Genomic DNA, 26,426 nt, shown 5'->3' on the forward strand with positions numbered 1-26,426 from the left:
TGGGCAGTGAGACGCGCGACGGCGGTCACCCGAGGGTTGCTCGGGCGGCCGCCGTCACACGATCAGAGACGGATCTTCAGGCGAGAAAGACACCTGCGAGCGTCTTCTTGCCGCGACGGAGCACGGAGACCCCGCCCGGCAGACTGCCCTGCACGATGGCCGAGTCGTCCTCGACGCGTGCGCCGTCGAGCGACACCCCGCCTTGGCTGATGGCGCGGCGTGCTTCGGACAGGCTGGAGACCAGCCCCGTGGCGACGAGCGCATCGACGACCGGTGAACCGGCGTCGACTGTCGCGTGCGGGAGCTCTTCCAAGGCGGTGCGCAGCGTCGACGCGTCGAGAGCGGTCAGGTCGCCTTGACCGAACAGCGCTTCGGATGCCGCGATCACGGCCGCCGTCGCATCGATCCCATGCACGGTCGCCACGACCTCGAGCGCCAGACGCTTCTGGGCAGCACGCCGGAACGGCTCTGAGTCGACGAGAGCCTCGTACTCCTCGATCTCGGCGCGCGTCAGGAACGTGAACACCTTGAGCCGCTCGATCACGTCGGCGTCCGCCGTGCTGAGCCAGAACTGGTACATCCGGTAGGGACTGCACATCTCGGCATCGAGCCAGATCGCATTGCCCTCGCTCTTGCCGAACTTCGTTCCGTCGCTGTTGGTGATCAGCGGTGTGCCGATCGCGTGCGCGGACACCCCCTCGGCGCGACGGATGAGGTCGGTGCCGCTGGTCAGGTTGCCCCACTGATCGGAGCCGCCCGTCTGCAGAACGCAGTCGTACTGCCGGTAGAGCTCGAGGAAGTCCATCCCCTGCAGGATCTGGTAGCTGAACTCGGTGTAGCTGATGCCCTCATCCGAGTTCAGACGCGCGGCGACAGCATCCTTCTTCAGCATCGTGCCGACGCGGTAGTACTTGCCGATCTCGCGCAGGAAGTCGATCGCCGACAGCGGCGCCGTCCAGTCGAGGTTGTTGACGATGCGCGCGGCGTTGTCACCCTCGAAGCTCAGGTAGCGCTCGACCTGCGTCCGCAGACGACCCACCCACTCCTCGACCGTCTCGCGGGTGTTGAGCGTGCGCTCGGCGGTGGGCCGAGGATCACCGATCAGACCGGTGGAGCCGCCGACGAGACCGAGGGGCTTGTGACCGGCGAGCTGGATGCGACGCAGCGTCAGCAGCTGCACCAGGTTTCCGAGGTGCAGGCTGGCAGCTGTCGGGTCGAAGCCGCAGTAATACGTGATCGGGTCCCCGGCGAGAAGGGCGCGCAGCGCCTCCTGGTCAGTGGACACGTGGACGAGGCCGCGCCACAGCAGTTCGTCCCACACGTTCTCGAACGTGGGGTCGATCGCCGGCGGGGCTGTCGTCAGAGCGGAATTCGACACGCGCCCCAGGCTATCAGCGGTCAGGGCACGCGAAACGCCCTGACCGCAGCCGATCAGCTGTGCGCCGCCCACCACACGAGGAAGGCCGCGCCCAACCCGATGACCCAGCTCACGAGGCTGCCGACGAGGAAGTACTCTGCGCGGGCCCCGGTCTCGCCGTCGCGCGAGATCTCGGGGAAGCGGACGATTCCCTTGGCAGCCAGCATCGCGGCGAGAATCGGGTACGCGGCGGCCAGGGTGAGGAGCATCACGAGTATGCGTTCGAGCGGACCGATCAGTCGACCGCCTTTGAAGCCTGCCCGGGGATCGCGTGCCTGCACGGCATCGGCGTCGCCCGCCTCCTCGGCCTGCACTCCGGCCGTCGTGTCGGACCCGCCCACGCCGACCAGTCCGATCACGCCGTCCTCTCCCTGAGCGCCGGCGACCACCGGATGCGCGGCAGCGGCGTCGGAATCGGCAGGCTGCGCGTCTGCGGTGTCGAGCACCGCGGCTCGCCGCAACTCAGCAGGACGCCATGTGTGCTCGCCGTCGAGCGCGGCCCGGACCACGAGATTCGCGGACTCCAAGAGGAACACCCCCGTGCCCACGGTGAGGATCACCAGATCGAAGGGGACCTCTCCGAACGGGGAGCGCACGCTCCACACAGAACCGATCAGACCGGCATCCGCGCGGGCGCCCAGCCATACGACGGATCCGATGCTCAGCACACCGAGCAGCACGGCGGGCCAGAAACCGAGTGGCGCGGGCCTCTCTGCCGGCATGCACCACACCCAGAGCGCGCCCACCACGAGCCCGAGCATCATCGGCAGCAGCGCGTCGCTCACACTGCCGAGCAGAAGGAGGATCACTGCCACTGTCAGGTAGCCGACCCATCGACGCGGGGCGAACTGGCGGACGAGGTCGGCCGAGCCCACGGCCAGCAGGATGAATCCGGCGAGGATCATGCGCTCGACCCTCTCAATGCGACCACTCCTTCGATGAGGGCGGCGCTGCCGGCACTGCGCAGCGACTTCGAGACGCTGGGCTGCGAGATGCCCTCTTCGGCGGCGAGGTCGTGCTGCGATCTGCCGACCAGGCGACCGTAGGTCAGCCGACGTTCACGCTCGTTCATCGCCCCGACCAGCTCGTCACGGACGAGGAGGTAGGCGTTCGACGCGGCGATGGTGCTGTCCATGACCTCATCCTGCCCCGGGGCTCCGACAATCCACGTGCGCGTGCGCGGCACGGTGCGACTCTCCCGCGCATGCACGGTCTCGATCGCGGCACGCGCCGCGTACCACCCCGGCCCGTCGGCGAGTGCGCCGTGCACGGAGTCGACAGAGCGCACGTCTCCGATACCGATCCCGAAGCGGAAGGCGATGCCGTCGGGAAGTGCGAGCTGGATCATCAGCAGCGACACCAGAGCGTCCTCGAGTTCGAGGTAGACGCCCTGCTGCTCATCCCCTACCGTGGGCGTCAGCGCGTGGTGCGCGAGGGGCAGATGCTTCTCGACACGAGCGATGGTGTCGTCGAGGATGCGCTGCGCCGCCGAACGATCGTCGAGCTTGCGAGAGCCCACGATGTCGGCGAGTACGGCGATGACCATGTGATAACCATATCACGAATAACTTTCATTTATGCCCTATTTGGTTATAGTCTGAGAACATGCCTGAATCAGACATCATCCCCTGGTCCGACGGATCCTGGACCCACGCTCCCGCCCACCTCGCCCCAGGCGACGACCATCTCGACGTGACAGCTGTGGAAGGCAGTGACGCCTGGCGGCACACCGCCTATGGGTTCGTGCACGACACCGAGCATGCGCTGCTCGCTCCCCTGGCCGTGGGCGAGGCGATGGATGTGTCGTTCCGTGCCCCCTGGGACGGACAGTTCGACCAGGCCGGAGTCTTCGTGCGCATCGACGACGAGCACTGGATCAAGGCGGGCGTCGAGTACGCCGACGACCATCTCGGTCTCGGCGCCGTCGTCACCGACATCCGCTCGGACTGGTCGGTCGGCTACGTCGACGACTGGCACGGCAGCGAGATCACGGTTCGTGTGAGCCGCTGGCCGGATGCCGTGATCGTGCGCGCACGTGCCGACGACGGCGAATGGCGCCTGGTGCGGGTGGCGCCGTTCGACGGTGAGGCCGCAGCATCCGCCGGTCCGTTCCTCGCCGGGCCCACTCGCTCCGGACTCGTCGTTCGCTTCACCCGCTGGACGCGTTCGGCCGCCGACACCGCACTGCACTGAGTCGGCTTCACTTGACGGTTGACGGAGGACCTGACGAATCACGGAGGATCTGTCGAAGATCTTCCGTGATTCGTCCGCCCCTCCGCTGATCGTCGGCCGCGCCGCCTCATCCACAATCAGAGACTGGTTGCGTTCATCCACATTCCCCGCGTCACGCTCGACGCACGGTCCGGCGCTGCGGCACGGTGGTCGGATGCTCCCTCCGAAAGACACCATCTCGAGCCTCGGCGGCATCGCCCGGGGCACCCGACTTCAGCAGTTCGGGATCAGTCGCCAATCGCTCGCGAATCGAGTGAAGGCCGGTGCGATCGTCAGGCTGTGTCCCGGCGTCTTCGACGTCCCTCCGGTGGCTCCACCGCTTCGGGAGGCGATCGCGCACGGAGGCGCTCTGACCTGCGCGAGCGTCCTCAGAGCACACGGAGTCTGGGTTCTCCCTCCCGCCGACGGACTTCACGTGTGGCTCGCCCCGGGGCAGCATGCGCTCTCGCACCGTGGTTGCACTTGCACCTCCCATTACTACTCCGGCGACCCTCCCCTCGGTGAGGCGAGCATCGAGATCGCACTGGTGCACCTGTACAAGTGCGCTGGCGCCGAGGCCTTCTTCGCCGCATTCGAGTCCGCCTGGAATCTCGGCATGCTCTCGACGCGGAGCCGAATGAGGGTGAGAGCCGCGCTGCCGAATCGGGTTCGTTGGCTCGTCGATCTCGCGCAACCGGATGCCGAAAGCGGCCTGGAATCGCCGTTGCGGCTGCGGCTGCATCTACTCGGCATCCGACTCGACTGCCAGATCACGATCCACGGCATCGGAAGAGCCGACTTCGTCATCGCCGGACGGCTGATCATCGAGGCGGACGGCAAAGGCAACCACGGGGGCGAACTCCGACACAGGGACCTCGTGCGGGATGCTGCCGCGTCACGCCTCGGCTACGAGACGCTGCGGTTCGACTATGCCCGGATCGTCCATGACTGGGCGACGGTGCAAGCCGCGATCCTCGGCGCTCTGGATCGCCTCGAGGTGCCGCCATGACGACGGATCACGGACGACGGACAGGATCGGACGACGGACAGGATCGGACGGATCACGGACCTACGGACGGATCACGGAGAAACTTGCTCAGAATCTCCGCGATGCGTCCGTTCGTCCGTGAATCGTGCCCCACCCGAGGTCAGGTGTCCGAGATCCGGACGGCTGTCACCCGACATCCGCCGGGGCGTCCGACTAGAGACCCAGGGCGTGTGCGGCCGCCTGCGCTCTGGCGACCAGTTCAGCACGCTGCTCGGCGACCCGGACAGGAGCCGTTCCACCGACGCCCGTGCGGGAGGCCACGGATCCTTCGATCGTGAGCACCTCTCGCACCTCGGGCGTGAGGTGGGGCGACACCGAGATCAGCAGCTCGTCGGATGCGTCCTCGAGGCCGATCCCCTGCTCCTCGCAGGCACGCACCAGCGCGCCGGAGATCTCATGGGCATCGCGGAACGGCACGCGGCGCTTCACGAGCCACTCGGCGACGTCAGTCGCGAGCGAGAATCCCTGAGGTGCGAGGGCGGCCATGCGCTCGGTGTCGAAGCGCAGCGTCGCGATCATCCCGGCGAAAGCCGGCAGCACGACCTCGAGGGTCTGCACCGAGTCGAAGACCGGCTCCTTGTCTTCCTGCAGGTCGCGGTTGTAGGCGAGCGGAAGCCCCTTGAGCGTCGCCATCAGCCCCGAGAGGTTGCCGATCAGGCGCCCGGACTTACCGCGAGCGAGCTCGGCGATGTCGGGGTTCTTCTTCTGCGGCATGATGCTCGAGCCCGTCGAGTACCCGTCGTGCAGAGTGACGAAGCCGAACTCTCGAGTGTTCCAGAGGATGATCTCCTCGCTCAGGCGCGAGATGTCGACCCCGGTCATCGCCGTGATGAAGGCGAATTCGGCGACGACGTCGCGCGCCGCGGTTCCATCGAGCGAGTTCTCGGCCGGGCGGTCGAGTCCGAGCTCGGATGCGACCAGCGCGGGGTCGAGTCCGAGCGTCGAACCAGCGAGGGCTCCCCCGCCGTAGGGCGAGACGCCGGCACGGCGACGCCAGTCGACCAGACGCTCGAGCTCGCGCACGAGCGGCCACCCGTGGGCCTGCAGGTGATGCGCGAGGAGCATTGGCTGCGCGTGCTGCAGATGCGTGCGTCCGGGGAGGATCGCGTCAGGGTGAGCCTCCGCCTGTGCGACGAGCGCGTCGATGACCCGCAGGAGGTCTCGCGCGATCACTCGAGCGTGGTCGATCAGGTACATCCGCACGAGCGTGGCGATCTGATCGTTGCGGCTGCGGCCGGCACGAAGACGCCCGCCGAGCTCAGGCCCGAGCTCGGCGATAAGAGCCTGCTCGAGAGCCCCGTGCACGTCTTCGTCCGAGGGGACGGGCAGCAGCGTGCCGTCGGCGACCTTGCGCGCCACGGCATCGAGCCCCTCGTGCATCCTCGCCGCCTCGTCGGGTTCGAGGTATCCGGCGGCCTCCAGCGCCTTCGCGTGCGCGTGCGAGCCCGCGATGTCGTACGGTGCGAGGATCCAGTCGAAATGCGTCGACCGGCTCAACTCGACCAGCTCGGGAGACGGTCCGCTCGCGAAGCGGGCACCCCACAGCGCGCCCTCGTTCGTGCCGTCGTTCTTCGCGTCGACCATCATGCGTCCTTCTTGTCGAGCAGCCAGACGAGCAAGGCCTTCTGCGCGTGGAGGCGGTTCTCCGCCTCGTCCCACACGACGCTCTGCGGTCCGTCGATGACTTCGGAGTCGACCTCGTAGCCTCGGTCGGCGGGAAGGCAGTGGATGAAGATGGCCTCCGAGTCGGCGATCTCCATCGTCTCGGGCGTCACCTTGTAGCCACCGAGATCGCGGATGCGTGCGAGCTTCTCCTCTTCCTTGCCCATCGACACCCAGGTGTCGGTGACCACGACGTCGGCCCCGGCCGCTGCCTCGACCGCATCGGTGAACAGGGTGATCGAGCCGCCGGTCTCCGCGGCGCGGCGGTCGGCCGCCTCGACGACGTCCGCGCGCGGCGCGTAGTCGGCAGGCGAGGCGATGCGCACATGCATTCCCGCGGTGACGCCGGCGAGCGCATACGAGTGGGCCATGTTGCTCTGCCCATCGCCGAAGAACGTCAGCGTGAGCCCCTTCAGCTCTCCTTTGTGCTCGCGGATCGTGAGCAGGTCGGCGAGCAGCTGGCACGGGTGGAAATCGTCGGAGAGCGCGTTGACGACCGGCACGGTCGTGCCAGCGGCCATCTCCTCGAGCCCCGCCTGCGCGTACGTGCGCCAGACGATCGCCGCGACCTGACGCTCGAGCACCCGAGCGGTGTCGGACGGGGTCTCCTTGCCGCCCAGCTGACTGCTGGCGGTCGAGATGATCAGGGGCGATCCGCCGAGGTCGGCGATGCCGACGGCGAACGAGACGCGGGTGCGAGTGGAGGACTTGTCGAAGATCACCGCGACCGTCTGGGGGCCCTCGAGGGCCTTGTTCGCCCAGCGGTCCTTCTTCAGCTCGATGGCGAGATCGAGGATCTCCGCCTGCTCAGCGGGGGTCAGATCGTCGTCACGCAGCAGATGGCGGGTCATGCGAGGGCCTTTCCGGATTCGGCGAGGGATGTCTGGACGTCGGAGAGCGACGCGGCGAAGAGCTCGCGGAACTCGGCGAGCTCGGCGTCTCCGATGGTGAGGGCGGGCGCGATGCGCACGGTCTCGGGGTTCGCGGCGTTCACGATGAGACCGCGTTCCTGAGCAGCCGCGACCACGTCATTCGCGACGGGGGCGCCCAGAGCCACCCCGATCAGAAGTCCTCGGCCACGCACTCCCGTGACGAGAGGCGAGTCGATATCGGCGATGATCTCGCGGATCTCTTCGCCACGGCGCGCCGCGTTGTCGACGAGGCCTGCGCTCTCGATCTCGGTGAGCACCGCGTCGGCCACGGCCGTCGCAAGCGGGTTACCGCCGAACGTGGAGCCGTGCGAGCCGGGCGTGAAGAGCGAGCTCGCCGCACCATAGGTGACGAGAGCGCCGATCGGGAAGCCGCCGCCGATGCCCTTCGCGAGCGTGATGGCGTCAGGCGTGATGCCTTCGTGGCTGAATCCGAACCAGGCACCCGTGCGCCCCGCGCCGGTCTGGATCTCGTCGACGATGAGCAGCGCCCCGTGCTTCAGGGTGAGCGACCGAGCCGCCTGGAGGTACCCCTCAGGAAGCTCGACGACGCCGGCCTCGCCCTGGATCGGCTCGACGATCACGGCGGCGACACGGTCGTCGATCGCGGCTTCGAGTGCCTCGATCGTCGCCGGGATGTGCTCGACTCCGCCGGGCATCGGCTCGAAGGGTGCACGCATCGCCGCTTTCGCCGTGAGCGCGAGGGATCCCATGGTGCGGCCGTGGAATCCGTTCTCGAGCGCGATGATCCGCGGCTTCTCCGTTCCGCCGTGCAGGCGGGCGAGCTTGAACGCGGCCTCGTTCGCCTCGGCGCCGGAGTTCGAGAAGAACACGCGTCCGTCGATCCCGGCACCGGCCAGGCGCTTCAACCGTGCGGCGAGCGCAAGCTGCGACGGGGTCGCGAAGTAGTTCGACACATGCGCGAGGGTCGCGGCCTGCGTCGACACGGCCTCGACGAACACCGGATGCGCGTGCCCGAGCGAGGTCACCGCGATGCCGGCGAGGAAATCGAGGTGGCGCTTGCCCTCGGAGTCCCAGAGGTACGACCCCTCCCCTCGGGTGAGCATCGCCAGGCGGGGCCCTGCGTTGAGGACCAGATCGCTCGCTGCGTCATCCTGCCAGTTGCTCATGCCGTCACTCCTGCGCTTCCCATGACCACTTCTGTTCCGATTCCCTTGCTGGTGAAGAGTTCGACGAGCACCGAGTGCGGCACGCGTCCGTCGATGATGGCGGCGGCGTCGACGCCGCCTTCGATCGCGTCCAGGCAGGCCTTCATCTTCGGGATCATGCCTGACTCGAGGGTCGGCAGCATCTCGATGAGAGCCTCCGACGTGAGGTGCGACACGAGAGAGTCGCGGTTGGGCCAGTCGGCGTACAGTCCGGGGACATCCGTGAGGATGACGAGCTTGCGCGCCTTGAGGGCCACCGCGAGCGCGGCCGCCGCGGCATCCGCGTTCACGTTGAGCGACTGACCCGGGTGATCGAGGTCGGGGGCGATGCTCGACACCACGGGAACCCGACCGGCCGCGAGGTGATCGAGCACCGGCGTCGGGTCGACCTCCACCACATCGCCGACACGGCCGAGGTCGATCTCCTCGCCGTCGATCACGACACCGCGACGACGCCCGCCGAACAGCCCCGCATCTTCACCGCTGAGCCCGGTGGCGATCGGGCCGTGCGAATTGATCTTCGACACCAGCTGCGGGTTCACCTGGCCGGTGAGCACCATGCGCACCACGCTGATCGCCTCAGTGTTGGTGACCCGGTAGCCGCCCTTGAACTCGCTCGGGATCTCGAGGCGCTGCAGCATGTCGGAGATCTGCGGCCCGCCGCCGTGCACGACCACCGGCAACACACCGACGTACCGCAGGTAGGCGATGTCCTGCGCGAAGGCCTCCTGCAGCTCGTCCGAGACCATCGCGTTGCCGCCGTACTTGACGACGACGATCTGGTCGCGGAACTTCTTCAGCCACGGGAGCGACTCGATGAGCGTCGCGGCCTTGACGGCGGCGACGTCAGGCGTGGTGTCCTGGATGTCGGTCATGAGGCGTAGGCGCTGTTCTCGTGCACGTAGTCGTGGGTCAGGTCGTTGGTGAGGATCGTCGCAGTGGCCTCGCCGACCTTGAGGTCGATCACGAGGTGCGTGGCGCGAGGGGTGAGGTCGACCTCTTCGCGCGGACGGTCGGGACCGCCCTCGCTGCACACCCGGACGCCGTTCATCCAGACGTCGACGTCGTACGGGTCGAACTGCGCGTTGGTCGTGCCGATCGCGGCGAGCACCCGGCCCCAGTTGGGGTCGTTGCCGAAGATCGCGGCCTTGAAGAGGTTGTTGCGCGCGACGGAGCGGCCGACCTCGACGGCCTCGCCCTCGGTCGCGGCGTGCCGCACCTCGATGGTGATGTCGTGGCTCGCACCTTCGGCATCGCCCTGCAGCTTGACCGCGAGCTCCTGGCACAGCTCTGCGAGCGCCGCCGAGAAGTCCTTGAGGTCGGGGGCCACCTCGGAGGCGCCGTTGGCGAGCAAGGTCACCTGGTCATTGGTCGACATGCAGCCGTCGGAGTCGAGGCGGTCGAAGGTCGTGCCGGTCGCGAACCGCAGCGCGGCATCCGCCTCGAGAGGCTCGAGCACAGCATCCGTCGTGATGACGACGAGCATCGTCGCGAGGCCGGGAGCGAGCATGCCCGCCCCCTTGGCCATGCCTCCGATGGTCCAGCCGTCGCGGCTGACGACCGCGGTCTTCGAGACACTGTCCGTGGTCATGATGGCCTCGGCCGCGACCTGGCCGCCGTCGGTCGACAGCTCGGCGATCGCCTGTTCGGTGCCCGAGAGCACCTTGCCGCGGAAGACCTCGTCGCCGACCCCGATGAGGCCGGTCGAGCAGACGAGCACATCACCGGCGCTGATACCGAGCAGCTCGGCCGCCTTCTCGGCGGTCTGGTGGGTCGTCTGGAATCCGAAGCTGCCGGTGAAGCAGTTCGCTCCGCCGGAGTTCAGCACGACGGCCTCGACGACACGGTCGGCGACCGCCTGCTGCGACCAGATGATCGGGTTGGCCTTGGCGCGGTTGCTCGTGAACACGGCTGCACCGACCTTGCGGGGGCCTCGGTTGACGACGACGGCGACATCGGGCTTTCCGGTCGACTTGAGACCGGCGGCGACTCCGGCCGCCTCGAATCCTGCGGGGGCGGTGACGCTCACGGCGCGACTCCGTTCACTGAGAGGGCGCGGGACTCTGGCAGTCCCAGCGCGAGGTTCATGGATTGGATGGCAGCGCCTGCGGTGCCCTTGACGAGATTGTCGACCGCGGTGACCACCGTCACACGGTTCGCCGCGCGGTCGATCGCAAGTCCGATCAGCGCGGTGTTGGCGCCGAGCACATCGGCGGTGCGAGGGAAGTGGCCTGCGGGCAGCAGCTGCACGAAGGTCTCGTCTCCATACGCGTCCTCCCACGCGGCCCGGATCTCGGCATCGCTGACATCGCCGACGATCGGCGCGGTGGATGTCGCGAGGATGCCCCGCGACATCGGCACGATCACCGGGGTGAACGAGATGCGGATGCCGTCGGGCTCCGCTCCGGATGCCGCGGCGAGCGCCTGGCGGATCTCGGGGATGTGCCGGTGCGTGCCGCCGACCGCGTACGGGTTGGCGCTGCCGAGGATCTCGCCGGCGAGCAGATTGGTCTTGAGGCTCTTGCCTGCACCCGACGGGCCGACAGCGAGCACCGAGACGATGTCCCCCGCGTCGATCACTCCCGCGGCGACGCCGGGAGCAAGGCTCAGACTCACGGTCGAGGCGTTGCACCCGGGGGCGGCGATCCGCTTCGCATCTCGCAGCGTCTCGCGCTGCTTGATCCCGCCGACGAGCAGCTCGGGGACGCCGTAGGCCCAGGGCTCGTGGAAGTCCCCTCCGTAGAAGGCGTCCCAGGAATCCCGCGAGGTCAGCCGATGATCGGCCCCCGCATCGATCACGAGCGGAGTGTCGCCGAGCGCATCCGTGTACTGACCGGACTGGCCGTGCGGCAGAGCCAGGAACACGATGTCGTGCCCGGCGAGCGTCTCGGGCGTGGTCTCCTGCAGCGTGAGGTGTGCGAGTGACCGCAGGTGCGGTTGATGCTGCACGAGCGGCTGACCGGCGTTCGAGTGCGCCGTCACGGTGCGGATCTCGATGTCGGGGTGAGACGCGAGGAGGCGCAGGATCTCGCCGCCCGCATAGCCGGATGCGCCGGAGACGGCGACGGAGTACGTCATTCTTCTACCTTAACGGTCGGACCCCGTATCGAACGCGGGGTGCAGTGTCGGGAACCGGGGCGGCGACACCGGCACTCGACCGCCGTGCGTACGCAGGCAGAAGCGCAGGGTCGCCTAGAGTCGGCGGCCGCTGCGGCGTCGGCGCACGGCGATGACGCTCGGAGCGAGCGTCAGAGGAGCGGTGGCGGCCGAAGGCATGCCGCGACGATAGCGCGCTCGTCGCGGCATGCGCAAATCCGCTCCGTCATGCAGAGATCGCGGTGCCGAACGGCGCGGCGAAGAAGGCGAGCTCGTGAGCGCTCGACGTCTCGAATGCCCGGAGCATCCGCGCATGAACAGCGGAGGACGCCGCTGCCGCTGTCGCCGCGACATAGGCGATCGCCTGATCGGTCGCCGCCACGAACGCGGGGTCGGCGTAGGTCGCGAGCCATGAGGCGTACGGATGCCGGGGGTCACGGGCGAACTCGCCGAACTCCCCCGCATGCAGACGTCGACCGAGATCGGTGTAGAGCCAGAAACACGGCAGCACGGCCGCGATCAGCTCGGCGTAGTCGCCGCCGAAGGCGACGGATCGCAGATGGTCGAGGTAGGCGACCGTCGCCGGCGCGGGTACGGCCGCGAAGGTGCCGGCATCCACCCCCGCACCGGGCGTCAGCCAGGATGCGTGCAGTTCGAGCTCGCCGACGATCGCACCGTCGGCCGAATGCGCCCAGAACGCCTGCTCGTGTGGCGTGGGAGCGAGCCGAGAGGCCTCGGCGAGCACGCGGGAGTAGTCGCGGAGGTACAGCGCATCCTGTGCGAGGTAGAACAGGAACGGCTCCCGCTCGAGGGTTCCGTCGGCGAGTCCCCGGATGAAGGGCAGGCCGTCGATCCCCGACCGCACGCCAGCCGTGCGCTGCCACCACTCTGCGCGGATCTGCTCCGGCGTCGTGCGCGTCTCGACTCCACCGCGCTGCCAGAGACCTGCGAAGTGGTTGATCGGTCCGTGACCTCGGCCGACGTGCAGGCTCTCGCTCTCCCGCAGTGCCTCGCGCAGCCACGACCGTGTCGAGTCGACGGCCTCGATGGGCGTCTCGCCGCGGGCGAGACGGGTGGCCAGCGCGGAAGACAGCGAGCAGCCGGTGCCGTGCGTGTTCGCGGTGCGGATGCGCGAGCCCGGGTACTCCTCTCGCACTCCCCGAGCGACGTCGACGATCCCGTCCGGCACCTCGTCGCCCTCGAGGTGCCCGCCCTTGACGAGCACCGCGGCGTCGATACGCGATGACAGCTCCTCTGCCGCGGCGAGCGCGTCGTCCCATCCCGAGATCGAGCGTCCTGCCAGCACCGCGAGTTCTCCGAGGTTGGGCGTCACGACATGGGCGCGTTCGAGCAGCGAGCGCAGCGCGGCCTCCGCATCCTGATCGAGCAGCCTGTCGCCGCTGGTGGCCACCATGACCGGGTCGAGCACGACGATCGGCGGGCGCACGGCGCCGAGCCAGTCTGCGACGGTGCGGATGACGTCGGCGTTCGCGAGCATCCCGATCTTCACCGCGTCGATGATGATGTCGTCCGAGATCGCGTCGAGCTGCTCCCGGAGGAATGTCGCCGGTGGCACGTGCACTCCGCGCACCCCGACGGTGTTCTGGGCGGTGAGGGCCGTGAGCACGGCCATGCCGTACCCGCCGTTGGCGGCGATCGACTTGAGATCCGCCTGGATCCCCGCACCGCCCGAGGGATCACTGCCTGCGATGCTGAGCACCCGCGGCGTGCCGGATGCCCGCCAGCGGCGCACGAAGTCGGCCGCGGCGCGGGCCGGATCCTCCGCCGCGCACAGCGCCGACACGACGGCGAGTCCTGCGGCACCCGCATCGCGAAGCGACTCGGTGTCATCGATGCCGACTCCACCGATCGCGACGCACGGGAGCGTCGTCGTCTCGGCGAGGGCACGGAAGCCCTCGACACCGAGGGCCGGCGGGTGGTCGGGCTTGGTGTGGGTGGGGCGGATCACTCCGACGCCCAGGTAGTCGACCGTGCCGAGCGGCAGCGCACGCACAGCGTCGAAGTGCTCCTGGCTGTTCGCGGTCAGGCCGATGAGAGCCTCGGGCCCGAGGGCTGCGCGCGCCCGCAGCACGGGGGCGTCTCCCTGTCCGAGATGCACCCCGTCGACCCTTGCGCCCCGCTCACGCGCCGCGAGAGCAGCATCGAGGCGGTCGTTCACCACGAGCAGTGCTCGTCCGTCGATCATCTGCGAGAGCTCGACGAGCTGAGCGACGATCTCGGCATCCGCCGCGGTCTTGTCGCGCAGCTGCACGATCCGCACACCGCCGTCGACGGCCTGCCGCACGGTCTCCACGATGCCCCGATCACCGCAGAGTCCGGGATCCGTCACGAGATACAGCGAGAGATCCGCGATCACAGCGTGCGCTCCTCGACCCGTGCGGCCGCAGCGACCTGCTCCGATGTGATGGCGGCGAGCGCATCGAGCAGCGCGACCGCGAAGCTCCCCGGCCCTGCCGCACGGGCCGCGGCGTGCTCGGCGGCGACCGTGTAGATCAGACTCGCCGAGGCCACTGCGGTGAGCGGATCGGTGCGCGACTCGCGCGCCGATCCGAGGAAGGCCGCCATCACGGCGCCCAGCGCGCACCCGCCGCCGGTGACCCGGGTGAGCATCTCGTGTCCGTTGGCGATGCGCACCACGCGCAGGCCGTCGGTGATGAGGTCGACCGGCCCCGAGACCGCGACGACCGATCCGTGCCGGGCGGCGAGCGCCAGCGCCGCCTCCTCAGCGGCATCCGTGCTGTCGGTGGCATCGACGCCTCGGCCGCCCGCACTGAGCCCCGCCAGGGCGAGGATCTCAGACGCGTTTCCTCGTATGGCGGTGGGGCGCGACGCGGTCAGCTCGTGCGCCAGCGCAGTGCGCACGGGCAGGGCTCCGATCGCGACGGGGTCGAGGACCCAGGGGGTCCCCGCCGTCGCCGCACCGTCGACGGCCTCGAGACTCGCGGCCCGCTGCTCTGGCGTGGGCGTGCCGAGGTTGATCAGCAGTCCGGATGCCACCCCCGCGAAGAGGCCGGACTCGCCGACGATGTCGACCATCGCCGGGGCCGCGCCGAGGGCGAGCAGCACGTTGGCGGTGAACCCCGTGACGACGCTGTTCGTGATGCAGTGGGTCAGCGGCGGTCTCTCGCGGAGCACGGACAGCAGCTCGGTGGCCGACGCCGCCAGGGTCGATTCGGATTGTGGACGCAGACGATCGCTCAATGCGACATCCCTTCGCTAGTACGAACTAGATCAGGTTCGACGGGTCTGTTCTCAGCCGCGGATGCGGCACCCCGTGTCACTGATCGCAGTCTAGCGAGGCCGCCGTCAGCCGAGCAGCTGCAGCAGTGCGAGTTCCTCGGCCCGTGTCAGACCGGCCCTCCGCTCGCGATCGATGCCGCGCACTCGCTCATCTTCGACCACGGCAGCGATCGTCTCGTCGAGCGGGCGCAGCTCGCCCCCGGCCGCCCGGTAGCGCGCGTTCGACCTCGTCATGAAACCCGTCATCTCGCTCGGCAGCCACAGGGGCAGCGATCGCTCCCCCGCCCAGTACTCCACGTCATTCGCGACGAGCAGGTCATCCGCCGCCGTCACCGTGTGTCCACGGTGTCCGGAGTGTCTGCGCACGGCGTCGAGGACCTCGCTCAGCGGATGCCTGTCGCCGATCGTGTTGATCACGCCGGTCGCCGCCGTCGTGGCGATGAACTCCGAGAGATCGTCGACGTCGATGACCTGTGCGTCCCGCCCCTCAGCGGGAGGGAGCAGCACGGGGCCGTCTTCGGCACGCAGGAACGCGGCCGCCCAGTACCCGAAGCGATCGCTCGGGTCGCCCTCGCCGACGATCAGGCCAGGACGCACGATCAACGTGCGCTCTCCGAGGGCGCGAACCGCATTCTCGGCGGCGACCTTCTGCGCCCCGTACTCGTACTCGTCTCCCGGGTCGGCGGGCTGGTGCAGCGGCGCGGACTCGTCCGCCCCGACCGTCTCGTCATCGGAGTACGCCGAGACCGACGACACGTAGGTCCACCGCGCGGCTCTCTCACCGAGCGCCTCGACCGCCCCCGCGACGTGCGCCGCATTCGACGAGACGTCGACCACGTGGTCCCAGTCGCGACCCCGGACGGCGTCGTACGCGTCAGCGCCGTCGCGATCGGCAAGAACCAGGCTCGCGCCCTCAGGTGACGGCCGCCCACCTCGCGCGAGGCACATCACTGTCGCCCCGTTCATGAGCAGGCGTCTGGCGATGCGGCCGGACAGCCAGCCGGTTCCGCCGAGGATGAGAACGTCGGTCATGCACCCATGCCACCATCTTCGCCGCGCAAGGGGAAGTGTCATCCGCTCACGGCGGATGCCGGTTCACCGCGTGCGGAGGTCGGACAGCCCCATCAGCTCCGGGACGGACCAGGAAGGATCAGGCCGCCAGTCTCGCCATTCCTCGGCGAACGGCCAGTCTCCATCACGGAAAGAGGCGATCGCCGCATCTGCGTGCCGCTCGATCTGCGCCGCCTGCTCGGACGTGAGGCGGCCCTGCTCGACGGCTGCGATGAGCTCGTCCTCATCCTTCAGATGCACTCGACCGTCCGGCTCGATCTCGACGTCGAGGATGTGGTCCGACGAGTACGTGTCACGGTCGGTGCGCAGATGGGCGTTCTCGAGGTTCACGTACCAGCCGGCGAACTGCCAGTCAGAACCGTCGGCCTCGCTCCAGAAGAGCCAGACCGACCATGCAGCACCCGCAGGGGCGATGCGGAGGATGCCGTTGCCCCACCACTCCTCGATGATCCGCGACCGCGGTTCGAGCCATCGCCGCTCGAGCGGAACCGTCCGGACCCGTTCGCCGGCAGGAGTGCCCTGCCCCTCCTGCAGCGTGCCCGGGGCGAGCCAGGCGACGAGGCCGCGCTCGTCGTCGCGGACCACTCGCACGGGTGTGATCGTCGAGGCGTCTCCGGGCTGCCACCCCGGCTTCCGGTAGTGCCAGGAGATCTGATCACCCGGTGCGAGGAACGGCGCCTCGCCCATCGGTCGGACGCCTTCGGGAACCGCCGCAGGCGTGCTGTGGGGAAGGATGCTCATCACGACACGGTACCCCCGGGTCTCGACGGGTTCAGGTCGGCTCGGCGGTGTCGACCACATCCAGGTCGAACGCGGACTGCATCCCATAGTGGGATGCAGTCCGCGCCGTGTTGCGTCAGTCGCGCAGCGTCGCGCCGAAGCGCGCGGCGGCGACAGCGACACCCGCGAGCTTCGCCTCGGTCGCCTCCGCCGCGGTGAGCGTGCGATCGCCGGCGCGGAACCGCAGCGCGAAGGTCAGACTTTTCTCGCCGTCGGCGACTCCGTCGCCGCGATAGTCGTCGACGAGACGGATCGCCTCGAGAAGTGCACCTGCACCCTCGGCCAGCGCGGTCTTGATCTCGCCGGCGGGGACGTCAGCCCCCAGCACCAGCGACACGTCCTGCGTGGCGGCGGGGAACGTCGACAGCGAGGCGGCGACAGCTCGGCCGCCCCCGAGCGCAAGGATCTGATCCAGGTCGAGTTCGAGCACGGTCGCGCGACCCGGCAGGTCTGCGCCCGCTGCGACGTCGGGGTGGAGTTCTCCGACATAGCCGACCTCGACGCCACCGACCGAAAGCACGCCGGTGCGCCCCGGGTGCAGCGCCGCACGCTGACCCTGTGCCACCGCGATGTCGACCCCGGCAGCCGCGGCGATGACGCGAGCCGCATCCAGGGCCTCCGACAGACCCGCCGCTTCAGCCGCACGGCCGGGCTGGCGTGCCACGACATTTCCGGTGAACAGTGCCGCGACGTGACGGTGCTGCGGCGGGATCGACGCGTTCAGCGCCGCGAGGGTCTCGTCCGAAGGACGCACGCCGAGCGGCGGAACCTCATCGGTGCCGTACTCGACACCCGGCTCGGGCAGGAACACGACCCCGGTCTCGAACAGAGCGAGATCCGTGAGGCCGCGCGAGATGTTGCGGTGCGCGGTCTGCAGCAGGCCGGGAATGAGCGAGCGGCGCAGGAAGGGGGCCGAGCCGTCGAGCGGGTTAGCGAGTCGGATGCTGGGCAGATGCTCGCCCGACGCCGATCCGTGCAGATCATTGTCAGCCTCGGTCGTGAAGGGGAACGAGGGCGTCTCGACGAGACCGGCGGCAGCCAGCGCATCGGACACTCGGCGACGACCCTGCTGGTGCGGGGTGAGCCCGCGGCCGGAGGGAGGCGTCGGCAGCACCGAGGGGATGCGGTCGAGTCCGTGGATGCGTGCGACCTCTTCGGCGAGGGACCACTTGTCGGTGAGGTCGGGGCGCCAGGTCGGCGGGATGACGGTCCAACCGGCATCCGCCTCTGTGACCTCGCCGCCGATCGTCGTGAGGGCTCCCACGATCTCGTCGTCGCTGTAGTCGACGCCGATGAGCCCCTGCACGAAGCCCTTCGGCAGGTCGATGTCGGAGACGAACACCTCGGCGAACAGGGCGCCGCCCTCTTCGGTGAGAGTGCCGCCGGCGAGTTCGACCATCAGATCAGCCGCACGCCGCGCTGCGACGAACGGCACGAGCGGGTCGACTCCGCGCTCGAAGCGCTTGGACGCCTCGCTGGGCAGCTTGTGACGACGAGCGGTGCGGGCGATCGTGATCGGGTCGAACGTCGCCGCCTCGATGAGCACGTTCTTCGTGGTGTCGCTCATCTCGGTCGTGCCGCCGCCCATGACGCCGGCGAGACCGATCGGGCCCGACTCGTCGGTGATGAGCAGATCCTCGACGTGCAGGTTGCGCTCCTGGCCGTCGAGCGTCGTCATCTTCTCACCGGGGGTCGCGCGGCGGACCGTGATGCTTCCGGCGAGCTTGTCGAGGTCGTATCCGTGCAGCGGCTGGCCGAGCTCGAGCATCACGTAGTTGGTGATGTCGATCAGGATCCCCAGCGAGCGCATGCCTGCGAGGGAGAGTCGGGCGATCATCCACGGCGGAGTCGGACGCGACGGGTCGACATCACGGACGACACGGGTGACGAACTCGCTCGCCCCGACGCGCCCACGGACCGGCGCCACGTCGTCGACGATCGCCGTGTGACCGGTGCCGGGCTGGAGTTCGGCGAAGTCACGATCCGCGGGGTCGCGGAACGTCGCTCCGGTGGCGTGCGAATACTCGCGCGCGACACCTCGGAGCGAGAACGCGTAGCCGCGGTCGGGGGTGACGTTGATCTCGACAGCGACGTCGTCGAGTCCGAGCAGGCTGATCGCGTCGGTGCCGACAGGGGCGTCGATTCCGAGATCGGCGAGCACGAGGATGCCGTTGTGCTCGTCGCCGAGGCCCAGCTCACGCGCCGAGGCGATCATGCCGTCCGATACATGACCGTAGGTCTTGCGTGCGGCGATCGGGAACGGCCCGGGCAGCACCGCACCAGGCAAGGTCACGACGACCTTGTCTCCGGCGACGAAGTTGTGCGCTCCGCAGACGATTCCGCGGATGCCGCCGTTCGCCTCGCCGACGTCGACCTGGCACCAGTTGATCGTCTTGCCGTTGGACTGCGGCTCGGCTTCGAGAGACACGACCTGTCCGACCACGACGGGACCCGAGATCTCGAAGCGGTGGACGTCTTCCTCTTCGAAGCCGACGGTGACCATCGCCGCCAGAACATCCTCGGGCGTCGCATCCGCTGCCAGATCGACGTACTCACGCAGCCACGAAAGCGGGACGCGCATCACACCACCATCCCGTACTGCTCGCTGAATCGGACATCGCCCTCTGCCATGTCACGCATGTCCTGCACATCGCTGCGGAACATGAGTCCTCGCTCGACACCCATACCGAAAGCGAAGCCGCTGTATACATCGGGGTCGATTCCCGCGGCGCGGAGCACGTTGGGGTTGATTATTCCGCAGCCACCCCACTCGATCCAGCGGGCGCCGCCCTTGAAGGTCGGGTGCCACAGGTCGAGCTCGGCCGACGGCTCGGTGAAGGGGAAGAAGTTCGTGCGGAAGCGCGTCTTGGCCTCCGGGCCGAAGAGCTGACGCGCGACGTGGTCGAGAGTGCCCTTGAGGTGCGCCATAGAGATGTCCTTGTCGACGACCAGGCCCTCGAATTGCGTGAACACCGGAAGATGCGTCGCGTCGAACTCGTCGGTGCGGTACACGCGACCGGGGCAGAGCACGTAGATCGGCACGTCGCGGTCGAGCATCGAGCGCACCTGCACGGGGCTCGTGTGCGTGCGCATCACGAGGTGACGCGACGGCGGGTCGACGTAGAACGTGTCCTGCTCCTGGCGAGCGGGGTGATCGACATCGAAGTTCAGAGCGTCGAAGTTGAACCACTCGTGCTCGAGCTCAGGCCCCTCCGCGATCTCCCAGCCCATGCCGACGAAGATGTCCGAGATCTGCTCGCTGAGGAGAGTCAGCGGATGCCGCGCCCCGACGCGCGTGCGCGAGGGGACGGCGGTGATGTCGACGCGCTCTGATTCGAGACGGGCTGCGACCTCTGCGGCGGCGAGCTCCTCCTCTTTGGCGGCGAGGGCCTTCGTGACCTGTCCGCGGCCCTGGCCGACGAGCTTGCCGAAGGACGCCTTGTTCTCAGGGGCCACCTGACGCATCGACGCGTTCAGGACGGCCAGCGGAGAACCGTCTGCGACATGAGCGGCTCTCGCCGCCTTCAGCTCGGTGGTATCGGCGGCAGCGTTGATCGCTTCGAGCGCAGCCGCGACGGCGGCTTCGACCGCTTCCGGGGTGATTTCGGGAGACTCAGACACGAGACACGAGTCTACCGGGGGTCGCGGATCACGATCTCACGCAGGCCTTTCGATCTGCGTCACGACAGTGCCTCAGACCTTGCCCGGGTCTCCGCCGCCCTCAGGTCCACCGAGGCCGCCGACACCGCCGCCACCCCCGAAGCCGCTGCTTCCGCGCTGCAGGGTGATCAGCTCGGTGTCGGTGCCGTCGCCGTGCTGGCGAGGGTCCTCGGCCGCGTGGATCGCCTTCACCTTGGGCGAACGCCGAGTCTGGACCTCGACCCACTTGGCGATGCCCGACAGGATGAGGCACATGACGATGTAGATGCCGCCGATGACGAAGGCCGACTGCAGGATGGGGCGTCCCTGCTGTGACGTCAGCTGCTTCGCGTAGTACAGCAGTTCCGGATAGGTGATGATGAAGCCGAGAGCGGTGTCCTTCATGGTCACGACCAGCTGGGCGACGATGACGGGCAGCATGGCCCTGATCGCCTGCGGCAGCAGGATCAGACGCATCACGCCGCTCTTGCGGAGTCCGATCGCGTAGCCGGCCTCCTTCTGCCCGCGAGGCAACGACTCTATGCCGGCCCGCAGGACCTCGGCGAGGACGGATCCGTTGTACGCCATGAGGGCGATCACGACGGCCCAGTACGGCTCCATCTTGATGCCGACCACGGGAAGCCCGTAGTAGAGCAGCATCATGAACACCAGCACCGGGACGGCGCGGAAGAGCTCGGTGATCACGGTCACCGGGACCCGCACCCACGCGTGGTCGGAGAGCCGACCGATCGCCAGGACGAAACCGAGGATGACGCTGAGGACAGCGGCCAGCGCGAAGGCGGCGAGGGTGTTGCCCAGCGCCTTGAAGATTCCCATCCACACGTTGGAGAACGTGAACACGAACCACTTCTCGGCCGAGAACTGGCCCGTCTCGACCATGCGGAACACGATGAAGCCGACCGCAGCGAGAACGAGGACGATGGTGGCGGCCGCGAGGATCCGGTTGCGGGCGATCGCCTTGGGTCCGGGGACGTCGTACAGTACAGAGCTCATCGCGCGATCCTCCAACGGTTCTCGAGATATCGCTGCAGCCAGCTCAACAGCAGCACCAGAGCGACGAACACGACGGCGACCCAGAGGAGGACCTCCATCGGATTGCCCGGACGGTCGGCCGAGTCGTTGATCGTCGATCGCAGGGCCGCAAGCTCGGCGACCGAGAATCCGGCGGCGACGGTGGTGTTCTTGAGCAGGGCGATGAAGACGCTCATCATCGGCGGCACGACAGAGCGGAATGCCTGCGGCAGGATCACGAGGCCCATCACCTGCCCGAACGGAAGCCCGATCGCCCGCGCGGCCTCAGCCTGTCCGACGGGGACCGTGTTGATCCCCGCCCGCAGGACCTCGGCCACGTACGTCGCCGTGTAGATGCCGATGGCGAGGATGCCGAGCGTGAGGTTCGAAAGGTCGGGCAGTCCGAGTTGCGGGTACCCGAAGATGAAGAAGAAGAACACGAGGGTGAGCGGGGTGTTGCGCACGATGTTCACGTACGCCGTGCCGACGCCGCGGGCGATGGGCACCGGGGCCACACGCATCGCCCCGACTATCAGGCCCAGGACCAGCGCGATGATCCCGCCGGCGAAGAACACGATCAGCGTGTTGCCGATCGCCTGCCCCCACAGGTCGAGGTTGCCGAAGATGACGTCCACGCCACCCTCCCTTCTTCAGAATGAGTGGGCGGCCTCCCTGAGGAGGCCGCCCATGTCGATCAGTACGCGTCGACCTCGGGCTGTTCGACCTCGATGCCGCTGGAACCGAGGTTCGCGTCGAAGATCGCCTGCCAGATGTCGCCGTTGTCGGTGAAGAGCTCGTTGATGTGCGTCCGCAGGGCGTCGTCACCCTTGGTGAGGCCGACACCGTAGCGCTCCTCGGTGAAGAGTCCGCCGGTGACCTTCACGTCATCCGGGTACTGAGCTGCGTAGCCGATCAGGATCGCCTGGTCGGTGGTCACCGCGTCGACCTTGCCGTCGATGAGGTCCTGGACGCAGGCGGAGTACAGGTCGTACTCCTGCGTCTTGATGTCGGGGAAGTTCGCCTTGATGTTCTGGATCGGCGTCGAGCCGGTCGCAGAGCAGACGGTCTTGCCGTTGAAGTCCTCGAGCGCCTCGGCCTCGTCTGCATCAGCGGCGACCAGAAGTCCCTGGCCGGTGATGAAGTACGGGCCAGCGAAGTCGATGAGCTCCTTGCGCTTGTCGTTGATCGAGTAGGTGCCGACGTAGTAGTCGATGTCACCGTTCGTGATCGCCTGCTCGCGGTTGGCGGAGGCGATCGGCTTGAACTCGATTTGGTCCTCGTCGTATCCGAGCGACGCGGCGATCCAACGCGCGATGTCGACGTCGAAGCCGGTGCGCTCACCCGTCGTCACATCGAGGTAGCCGAGACCGGGCTGGTCCTCCTTGACGCCGACGACGACTCCGTCGCGCTCCTGCATGGCGTCGAACGTCGGGCTGCCTTCGAGCTGGACGTCCTCAGCGACCTCGAACCAGGTCGAGTCCTCGCCCTCGTCGCCGCCGGTTCCGGCGCCGGGGCTGGACGGGCTGCCGCTGTTGCAGGCGGTCAGGGCGAACAGCGCTACTGTCGCGATCCCGATTCCTGCCAGTGTCCGTGTACGTCGCATGTGCGTCTCCTTCGTGTGCTGTGTGTGCAAAGGTCTGTTGAAGCCGGTCAGTGCGTGAGGAGCTTCGAGAGGAAGTCCTTGGCGCGGTCGCTCTTCGGGTTGGTGAAGAACTCCTCGGGCGTCGCCTCTTCGACGATCTTCCCGTCGGCCATGAAGACGACGCGGTTCGCGGCCTTGCGGGCGAAGCCCATCTCGTGCGTCACGACGATCATGGTCATGCCGTCGCGGGCCAGTTCGACCATGACGTCGAGGACCTCGTTGATCATCTCGGGGTCGAGCGCACTGGTCGGCTCATCGAAGAGCATGACCTTGGGCTGCATCGCGAGGGCTCGTGCGATCGCGACGCGCTGCTGCTGTCCGCCCGAGAGCTGAGCGGGGAGCTTCGAGGCCTGCTGGGCGACGCCGACACGCTCGAGCAGCATCATCGCCTCCTTCTCGGCATCCGCCTTCTTCAGCCCACGGACCTTGATGGGGCCGAGCGTGATGTTCTCGAGGATCGTCAGGTGCGCGAAGAGGTTGAACGACTGGAACACCATGCCGACATCTGCGCGCAGGTGAGCGAGGCCCTTGCCCTCGGCGGGGAGCGCCTTGCCGTCGATGCTGATCGTGCCGCTCGTGATCGTCTCGAGGCGGTTGATCGTGCGACACAGGGTCGACTTTCCCGAGCCGGAAGGGCCGATCACGACCACGACCTCGCCGGCGTTCACCGTGAGGTCGATATCCGTGAGCGCCTGGAAGTCGCCATAGTGCTTCTGGACGTTGTCGACAACGACGAGAGGCTTACCGGTGGTCATCATTTCTCCAAACTAGCCAGGTCGAACACGTGGCTCCACACAGGCGCGTCGACATTTACACGTTCGTAACCACGCAGAGAGGCCGATCCCACCCGAGAGCCGGAGTGCCCCACGGTCCGCCCCCGCGGACCGTGGGGGCGTCCCTGCTGCTCCGTCCCTCCCCCGAGTAGAACGTCGCAGCAAGCCTCCGACCGGATCCGACCGCAGGACGCTCCCGGAGAATGACCGAAAGCGCGCCCGAGTGAAGGGCGTGGGCTCAGTGGCATCTGAATTCTCCGTCGAATCGAGTGCGATCGACCACCACATTGGCAGAGCGGCATGCCGGCATGAGACTTCTTGAGGATTTCTTGAGGCCTCAGTCGCGCTGGTCCCGGTAGTACTCGACCGCGCCAGGATGCAGGTCGACCGGCCCCGTGAAGATCGCCTGTCTTCGGTCGAGCAGAGAAGCGACCGGTACCCGCTGCGCGATCTCGGTGCGCGCGTCGAAGAGGCTGGTGAGGACGTCTCGCACGACGCCGTCCGGAGTGTCGGACGAGGTGACCAGGTAGTTCGGGACCGCCATCGTCGGCGCCGACTCCTCGAGTCCATAGAGCCCCACCGGGAAGTCCGATGGACGGTAGGCGTCGGAGTAGCGCGCGTTTATCGCGGCGACCCAGGTCTGCTCCACGGGCACCAGCCGCACGGGCGTCGTCGTCGCCAACTCGGCGATGCCGGGCGTCGGGATGCCGCCCACCCAGAAGAATCCGTCGATCCCCGACCGCTCGAGCGCACTGATCGACTCGCTGAGGTCGAGTTGCGGATCCGCGATCGACGCGATGTCGACGTCTGCGGCATCCAGGGCGCGTGCGGCGATGACGTTGACACCCGAGTTCTCCGCACCCAGCGACACGGTCCTGCCCGCGAGATCGCCGAGCTCGACGATGTCGGAGTCGGCGCGCACGACCACGTGAAGGTACTCGTCGTACAGCCGGGCGACGGCCTGGACCGGCAGCGGCTCGTCGAATGCCCCTGCCCCCGCGACCGCGTCGGCCGCGGCATCCCCCTGAGCGAAGCCCAGCAGAGCCTCCCCCGAACTCACCCGCAAAAGGTTGTCGACCGACCCGGCGGTCTCGGCGACCGCCACACGGACGCCCAGCGCCTCAGACAGCTCGCGAGCGACCTCCGCACCGTAGGCGTAGTACACCCCATTCGATCCGCCTCCGGCGATCGCGTACTGAGAGTCCTCCCAGTCGTTCGATCGAGTGCTGCATGCACTGCTCGCGCCCGCGACCACTAGCACCGCCGCCACCGCTGCGATCCTGCGCCAGACTGGGTGGCGCCCGCCCCGCACGATCATCCCGCAGCTCCGTCAGGCAGCAGCAGCGAGACCAGCAGCCCGCCGTCCTCCGGCGTGTCGACTCTCAGCTCCCCGCCGATCGTCTCCAGGAGGTCGGTCGCGATCGCGAGGCCGAGACCGGAACCAGGCACCCCGCCGCTGTCGTCGCTGCGCCAGAATCGGTCGGCGGCGTTCTCGGCCTGCTCGCGTGTCAGCCCCGGGCCGTGATCGCGCACCGTCAGCACGCAGCGCCCCTCGCTGCGGTGCGCTCCGATCTCGACGACCGCGGTGGCAGGAGAGAACTTCACCGCGTTGTCGATGACCGCGTCGAGCGCGCTCTCGACGATCGTCCGGTCGGTGACGCTCATCACCGGGTCGGCTCCGGTCGAGAGCGTCGTGATCCCCCGCTGAGAGGCCACCTCACTCCAGGCATCGGCGCGTCTGGCCGCGAGCGTCGTGAGGTCGACGACCGAGATCGTGGTGTCGGAGCGCCCGCCTCGCGCGAGCCCGAGGAGCGTCTCGAGTATGCGAGCCATGCGGCGCCCCTCCTCCCTCGTCTCCTCGACGTCGTCCTTCCAGTCGTCGTCGAGGCCGGTCGAGAGGTGTTCGACGCGCAGAAGCAGAGCATTGAGGGGGTTGCGGAGTTCGTGCGAGGCGTTCAGCGCGAATTCCTGCTGCCGTGTCATGACGCGCTCGATCTCATCCGCCATGCCGTTGAAGACGCGGGTCATGCGGCGCAGCTCGGGTGGGCCGGTGTCCTCCGCGACCCGGGCGTCCATCTCGCCTCGCTCGATGGCGACCATCGCCTCATCGAGACGACGCACCGGCGAGAGCACCCACCGGGCGAGCTGGAACACGAGCAGCACTCCCAGCCCGATCGACACCGTCGACACGGCCGTCAGCACGAGGATCTGACGCAGGATCTCCGTCCTCGGTGCCTCGACGTCTGCGGAGAGCATGACAGCGCCGATGACGTCGCCGTCGTCGAAGACCGGCTCGACGAGAGAGAATTCCGCCGCGATCCACGGGAACACCGGCTCGGGAGCTTCAGCCCGCCGCCCCGAGAGCGCGAGGGCGACGCGTGCGGCATCGTCGTCAGGCAGCACCTCGGTTGCGTCTTCTCCCGATGCCCACACGCCGCCGGTGAGATCGAACACGACGACGTCGATTCCGTACACCTGGTGGAAGCGCTGGACCTCGGCATCGATCACCGTCGCGCTCCCCGATCGGAGTGCCTGTCGCGCGCTCGTCACGAAGTACCCGAGATCACCGAGCTGCTCGGTGTAGAACGCCTGCTGGATGCTGCGGGTCGCACTCCAGGCCGTCGCGCCGCCCAGCGACAGGAGGATCGCGACGAGCGGCACGAGGAACACGACGACCAGACGCCTGCGCATCGACG

Annotated in this window: 23 protein-coding genes and 1 riboswitch; of the genes, 2 read left to right on the plus strand and 21 right to left on the minus strand. The window is 68.2% G+C overall.

The features are described from left to right. Window positions 1-76: 76 nt before the first annotated feature. The 3 genes from tyrS to FIV50_RS11180 are packed head-to-tail and all read right to left on the minus strand — an operon-like array spanning window position 77 to window position 2,963. Window positions 77-1,378 carry a tyrosine--tRNA ligase gene (gene tyrS, locus FIV50_RS11170; protein ID WP_140037490.1) on the minus strand — a complete coding sequence of 434 codons (1,302 nt, stop codon included), beginning with the start codon at window positions 1,376-1,378 and terminating at the stop codon, window positions 77-79. 53 nt (window positions 1,379-1,431) lie between these two features. Continuing rightward, window positions 1,432-2,322 (minus strand): hypothetical protein, encoded by an 891-nt coding sequence (locus tag FIV50_RS11175; protein ID WP_140037491.1) that lies wholly within the window; start codon window positions 2,320-2,322, stop codon window positions 1,432-1,434. Further along, window positions 2,319-2,963, minus strand: coding sequence for a SatD family protein (locus FIV50_RS11180; protein ID WP_140037492.1), 645 nt, complete (start codon window positions 2,961-2,963; stop codon window positions 2,319-2,321). Before FIV50_RS11180 ends, FIV50_RS11175 begins: the two co-directional genes overlap by 4 nt. Before the next feature lie 59 nt (window positions 2,964-3,022). On the opposite strand from FIV50_RS11180, the gene FIV50_RS11185 reads away from it, so the two are divergent. After that, window positions 3,023-3,610 carry a DUF1349 domain-containing protein gene (locus FIV50_RS11185; protein WP_140037493.1) on the plus strand — a complete coding sequence of 196 codons (588 nt, stop codon included), beginning with the start codon at window positions 3,023-3,025 and terminating at the stop codon, window positions 3,608-3,610. A 193-nt stretch (window positions 3,611-3,803) separates the two neighbouring features. Further along, window positions 3,804-4,637 carry a DUF559 domain-containing protein gene (locus FIV50_RS11190; protein ID WP_140037494.1) on the plus strand — a complete coding sequence of 278 codons (834 nt, stop codon included), beginning with the start codon at window positions 3,804-3,806 and terminating at the stop codon, window positions 4,635-4,637. A 192-nt stretch (window positions 4,638-4,829) separates the two neighbouring features. Here the strand turns inward: FIV50_RS11190 and argH are convergent, their stop codons facing one another. From argH to FIV50_RS11280, 18 genes are all read right to left on the minus strand, one after another. After that, a complete protein-coding gene (gene argH / locus FIV50_RS11195; protein ID WP_140038746.1) occupies window positions 4,830-6,260 on the minus strand; it encodes an argininosuccinate lyase in 1,431 nt (476 codons plus the stop codon). Further along, the gene (gene argF / locus FIV50_RS11200; protein WP_140037495.1) at window positions 6,260-7,189 is read right to left on the minus strand and encodes an ornithine carbamoyltransferase; all 930 of its coding nucleotides are present in this window, start codon (window positions 7,187-7,189) and stop codon (window positions 6,260-6,262) included. Before argF ends, argH begins: the two co-directional genes overlap by 1 nt. Beyond that, window positions 7,186-8,397, minus strand: a complete 1,212-nt coding sequence (locus FIV50_RS11205) for an acetylornithine transaminase (protein WP_140037496.1) — start codon at window positions 8,395-8,397, stop codon at window positions 7,186-7,188. Before FIV50_RS11205 ends, argF begins: the two co-directional genes overlap by 4 nt. After that, entirely contained in the window at window positions 8,394-9,311 is a 918-nt protein-coding gene (gene argB / locus FIV50_RS11210; protein ID WP_140037497.1) for an acetylglutamate kinase, read from the minus strand. Before argB ends, FIV50_RS11205 begins: the two co-directional genes overlap by 4 nt. Then, complete coding sequence (argJ, locus tag FIV50_RS11215; protein WP_140037498.1) at window positions 9,308-10,465, minus strand: bifunctional glutamate N-acetyltransferase/amino-acid acetyltransferase ArgJ; 1,158 nt, start codon at window positions 10,463-10,465, stop codon at window positions 9,308-9,310. The genes argB and argJ overlap by 4 nt, the downstream gene beginning before the upstream one ends. Beyond that, a complete protein-coding gene (gene argC, locus FIV50_RS11220) occupies window positions 10,462-11,514 on the minus strand; it encodes an N-acetyl-gamma-glutamyl-phosphate reductase (protein WP_140037499.1) in 1,053 nt (350 codons plus the stop codon). The genes argJ and argC overlap by 4 nt, the downstream gene beginning before the upstream one ends. A 244-nt stretch (window positions 11,515-11,758) precedes the next feature. Further along, window positions 11,759-13,909, minus strand: coding sequence for a bifunctional hydroxymethylpyrimidine kinase/phosphomethylpyrimidine kinase (locus tag FIV50_RS11225; RefSeq protein WP_140037500.1), 2,151 nt, complete (start codon window positions 13,907-13,909; stop codon window positions 11,759-11,761). Then, on the minus strand, window positions 13,906-14,754 hold the full coding sequence (gene thiM / locus FIV50_RS11230; RefSeq protein WP_140037501.1) for a hydroxyethylthiazole kinase: 849 nt from the start codon (window positions 14,752-14,754) through the stop codon (window positions 13,906-13,908). The genes FIV50_RS11225 and thiM overlap by 4 nt, the downstream gene beginning before the upstream one ends. After that, window positions 14,745-14,838, minus strand: a riboswitch (TPP riboswitch). (Overlaps the previous gene by 10 nt.) A gap of 21 nt (window positions 14,839-14,859) precedes the next feature. Continuing rightward, window positions 14,860-15,825: an NAD-dependent epimerase/dehydratase family protein gene (locus tag FIV50_RS11235; protein ID WP_140037502.1), complete on the minus strand. Its 966-nt coding sequence runs from the start codon at window positions 15,823-15,825 to the stop codon at window positions 14,860-14,862. A gap of 63 nt (window positions 15,826-15,888) precedes the next feature. Next, window positions 15,889-16,605, minus strand: coding sequence for a DUF402 domain-containing protein (locus tag FIV50_RS11240; protein ID WP_181164207.1), 717 nt, complete (start codon window positions 16,603-16,605; stop codon window positions 15,889-15,891). 115 nt (window positions 16,606-16,720) lie between these two features. After that, on the minus strand, window positions 16,721-19,225 hold the full coding sequence (gene pheT / locus FIV50_RS11245; RefSeq protein ID WP_140037504.1) for a phenylalanine--tRNA ligase subunit beta: 2,505 nt from the start codon (window positions 19,223-19,225) through the stop codon (window positions 16,721-16,723). Beyond that, a complete protein-coding gene (gene pheS, locus FIV50_RS11250) occupies window positions 19,225-20,265 on the minus strand; it encodes a phenylalanine--tRNA ligase subunit alpha (protein WP_140037505.1) in 1,041 nt (346 codons plus the stop codon). The genes pheT and pheS overlap by 1 nt, the downstream gene beginning before the upstream one ends. 72 nt (window positions 20,266-20,337) lie before the next feature. Next, a complete protein-coding gene (locus tag FIV50_RS11255; RefSeq protein WP_140037506.1) occupies window positions 20,338-21,297 on the minus strand; it encodes an amino acid ABC transporter permease in 960 nt (319 codons plus the stop codon). Continuing rightward, window positions 21,294-21,950, minus strand: coding sequence for an amino acid ABC transporter permease (locus FIV50_RS11260; RefSeq protein ID WP_140037507.1), 657 nt, complete (start codon window positions 21,948-21,950; stop codon window positions 21,294-21,296). The genes FIV50_RS11255 and FIV50_RS11260 overlap by 4 nt, the downstream gene beginning before the upstream one ends. Window positions 21,951-22,009: 59 nt before the next feature. Further along, a complete protein-coding gene (locus FIV50_RS11265; RefSeq protein WP_140037508.1) occupies window positions 22,010-22,918 on the minus strand; it encodes a glutamate ABC transporter substrate-binding protein in 909 nt (302 codons plus the stop codon). A 47-nt stretch (window positions 22,919-22,965) separates the two neighbouring features. Beyond that, complete coding sequence (locus tag FIV50_RS11270; RefSeq protein ID WP_375137373.1) at window positions 22,966-23,715, minus strand: amino acid ABC transporter ATP-binding protein; 750 nt, start codon at window positions 23,713-23,715, stop codon at window positions 22,966-22,968. Between the two features lie 352 nt (window positions 23,716-24,067). Continuing rightward, window positions 24,068-25,000 (minus strand): TAXI family TRAP transporter solute-binding subunit, encoded by a 933-nt coding sequence (locus FIV50_RS11275; protein WP_258184225.1) that lies wholly within the window; start codon window positions 24,998-25,000, stop codon window positions 24,068-24,070. A 44-nt stretch (window positions 25,001-25,044) separates the two neighbouring features. Beyond that, the gene (locus tag FIV50_RS11280) at window positions 25,045-26,421 is read right to left on the minus strand and encodes a sensor histidine kinase (protein ID WP_140037510.1); all 1,377 of its coding nucleotides are present in this window, start codon (window positions 26,419-26,421) and stop codon (window positions 25,045-25,047) included. Window positions 26,422-26,426 lie beyond the last annotated feature (5 nt).

This window comes from Microbacterium foliorum (assembly GCF_006385575.1).
GTDB lineage: Bacteria > Actinomycetota > Actinomycetes > Actinomycetales > Microbacteriaceae > Microbacterium > Microbacterium foliorum_B.

What these genes read in the sequence shown, in the direction of transcription:
- FIV50_RS11175 (WP_140037491.1), bottom strand. Translation starts at nt 2,322, where the DNA reads ATGATCCTCGCCGGATTCATCCTGCTGGCCGTGGGCTCGGCCGACCTC.
- FIV50_RS11180 (WP_140037492.1), bottom strand. Translation starts at nt 2,963, where the DNA reads ATGGTCATCGCCGTACTCGCCGACATCGTGGGCTCTCGCAAGCTCGAC.
- FIV50_RS11185 (WP_140037493.1), top strand. Translation starts at nt 3,023, where the DNA reads ATGCCTGAATCAGACATCATCCCCTGGTCCGACGGATCCTGGACCCAC.
- FIV50_RS11190 (WP_140037494.1), top strand. Translation starts at nt 3,804, where the DNA reads ATGCTCCCTCCGAAAGACACCATCTCGAGCCTCGGCGGCATCGCCCGG.
- argH (WP_140038746.1), bottom strand. Translation starts at nt 6,260, where the DNA reads ATGGTCGACGCGAAGAACGACGGCACGAACGAGGGCGCGCTGTGGGGT.
- argF (WP_140037495.1), bottom strand. Translation starts at nt 7,189, where the DNA reads ATGACCCGCCATCTGCTGCGTGACGACGATCTGACCCCCGCTGAGCAG.
- FIV50_RS11205 (WP_140037496.1), bottom strand. Translation starts at nt 8,397, where the DNA reads ATGAGCAACTGGCAGGATGACGCAGCGAGCGATCTGGTCCTCAACGCA.
- argB (WP_140037497.1), bottom strand. Translation starts at nt 9,311, where the DNA reads ATGACCGACATCCAGGACACCACGCCTGACGTCGCCGCCGTCAAGGCC.
- argC (WP_140037499.1), bottom strand. Translation starts at nt 11,514, where the DNA reads ATGACGTACTCCGTCGCCGTCTCCGGCGCATCCGGCTATGCGGGCGGC.
- FIV50_RS11235 (WP_140037502.1), bottom strand. Translation starts at nt 15,825, where the DNA reads ATGACCGACGTTCTCATCCTCGGCGGAACCGGCTGGCTGTCCGGCCGC.
- FIV50_RS11240 (WP_181164207.1), bottom strand. Translation starts at nt 16,605, where the DNA reads ATGAGCATCCTTCCCCACAGCACGCCTGCGGCGGTTCCCGAAGGCGTC.
- pheT (WP_140037504.1), bottom strand. Translation starts at nt 19,225, where the DNA reads ATGCGCGTCCCGCTTTCGTGGCTGCGTGAGTACGTCGATCTGGCAGCG.
- FIV50_RS11255 (WP_140037506.1), bottom strand. Translation starts at nt 21,297, where the DNA reads ATGAGCTCTGTACTGTACGACGTCCCCGGACCCAAGGCGATCGCCCGC.
- FIV50_RS11265 (WP_140037508.1), bottom strand. Translation starts at nt 22,918, where the DNA reads ATGCGACGTACACGGACACTGGCAGGAATCGGGATCGCGACAGTAGCG.
- FIV50_RS11270 (WP_375137373.1), bottom strand. Translation starts at nt 23,715, where the DNA reads ATGATGACCACCGGTAAGCCTCTCGTCGTTGTCGACAACGTCCAGAAG.
- FIV50_RS11280 (WP_140037510.1), bottom strand. Translation starts at nt 26,421, where the DNA reads ATGCGCAGGCGTCTGGTCGTCGTGTTCCTCGTGCCGCTCGTCGCGATC.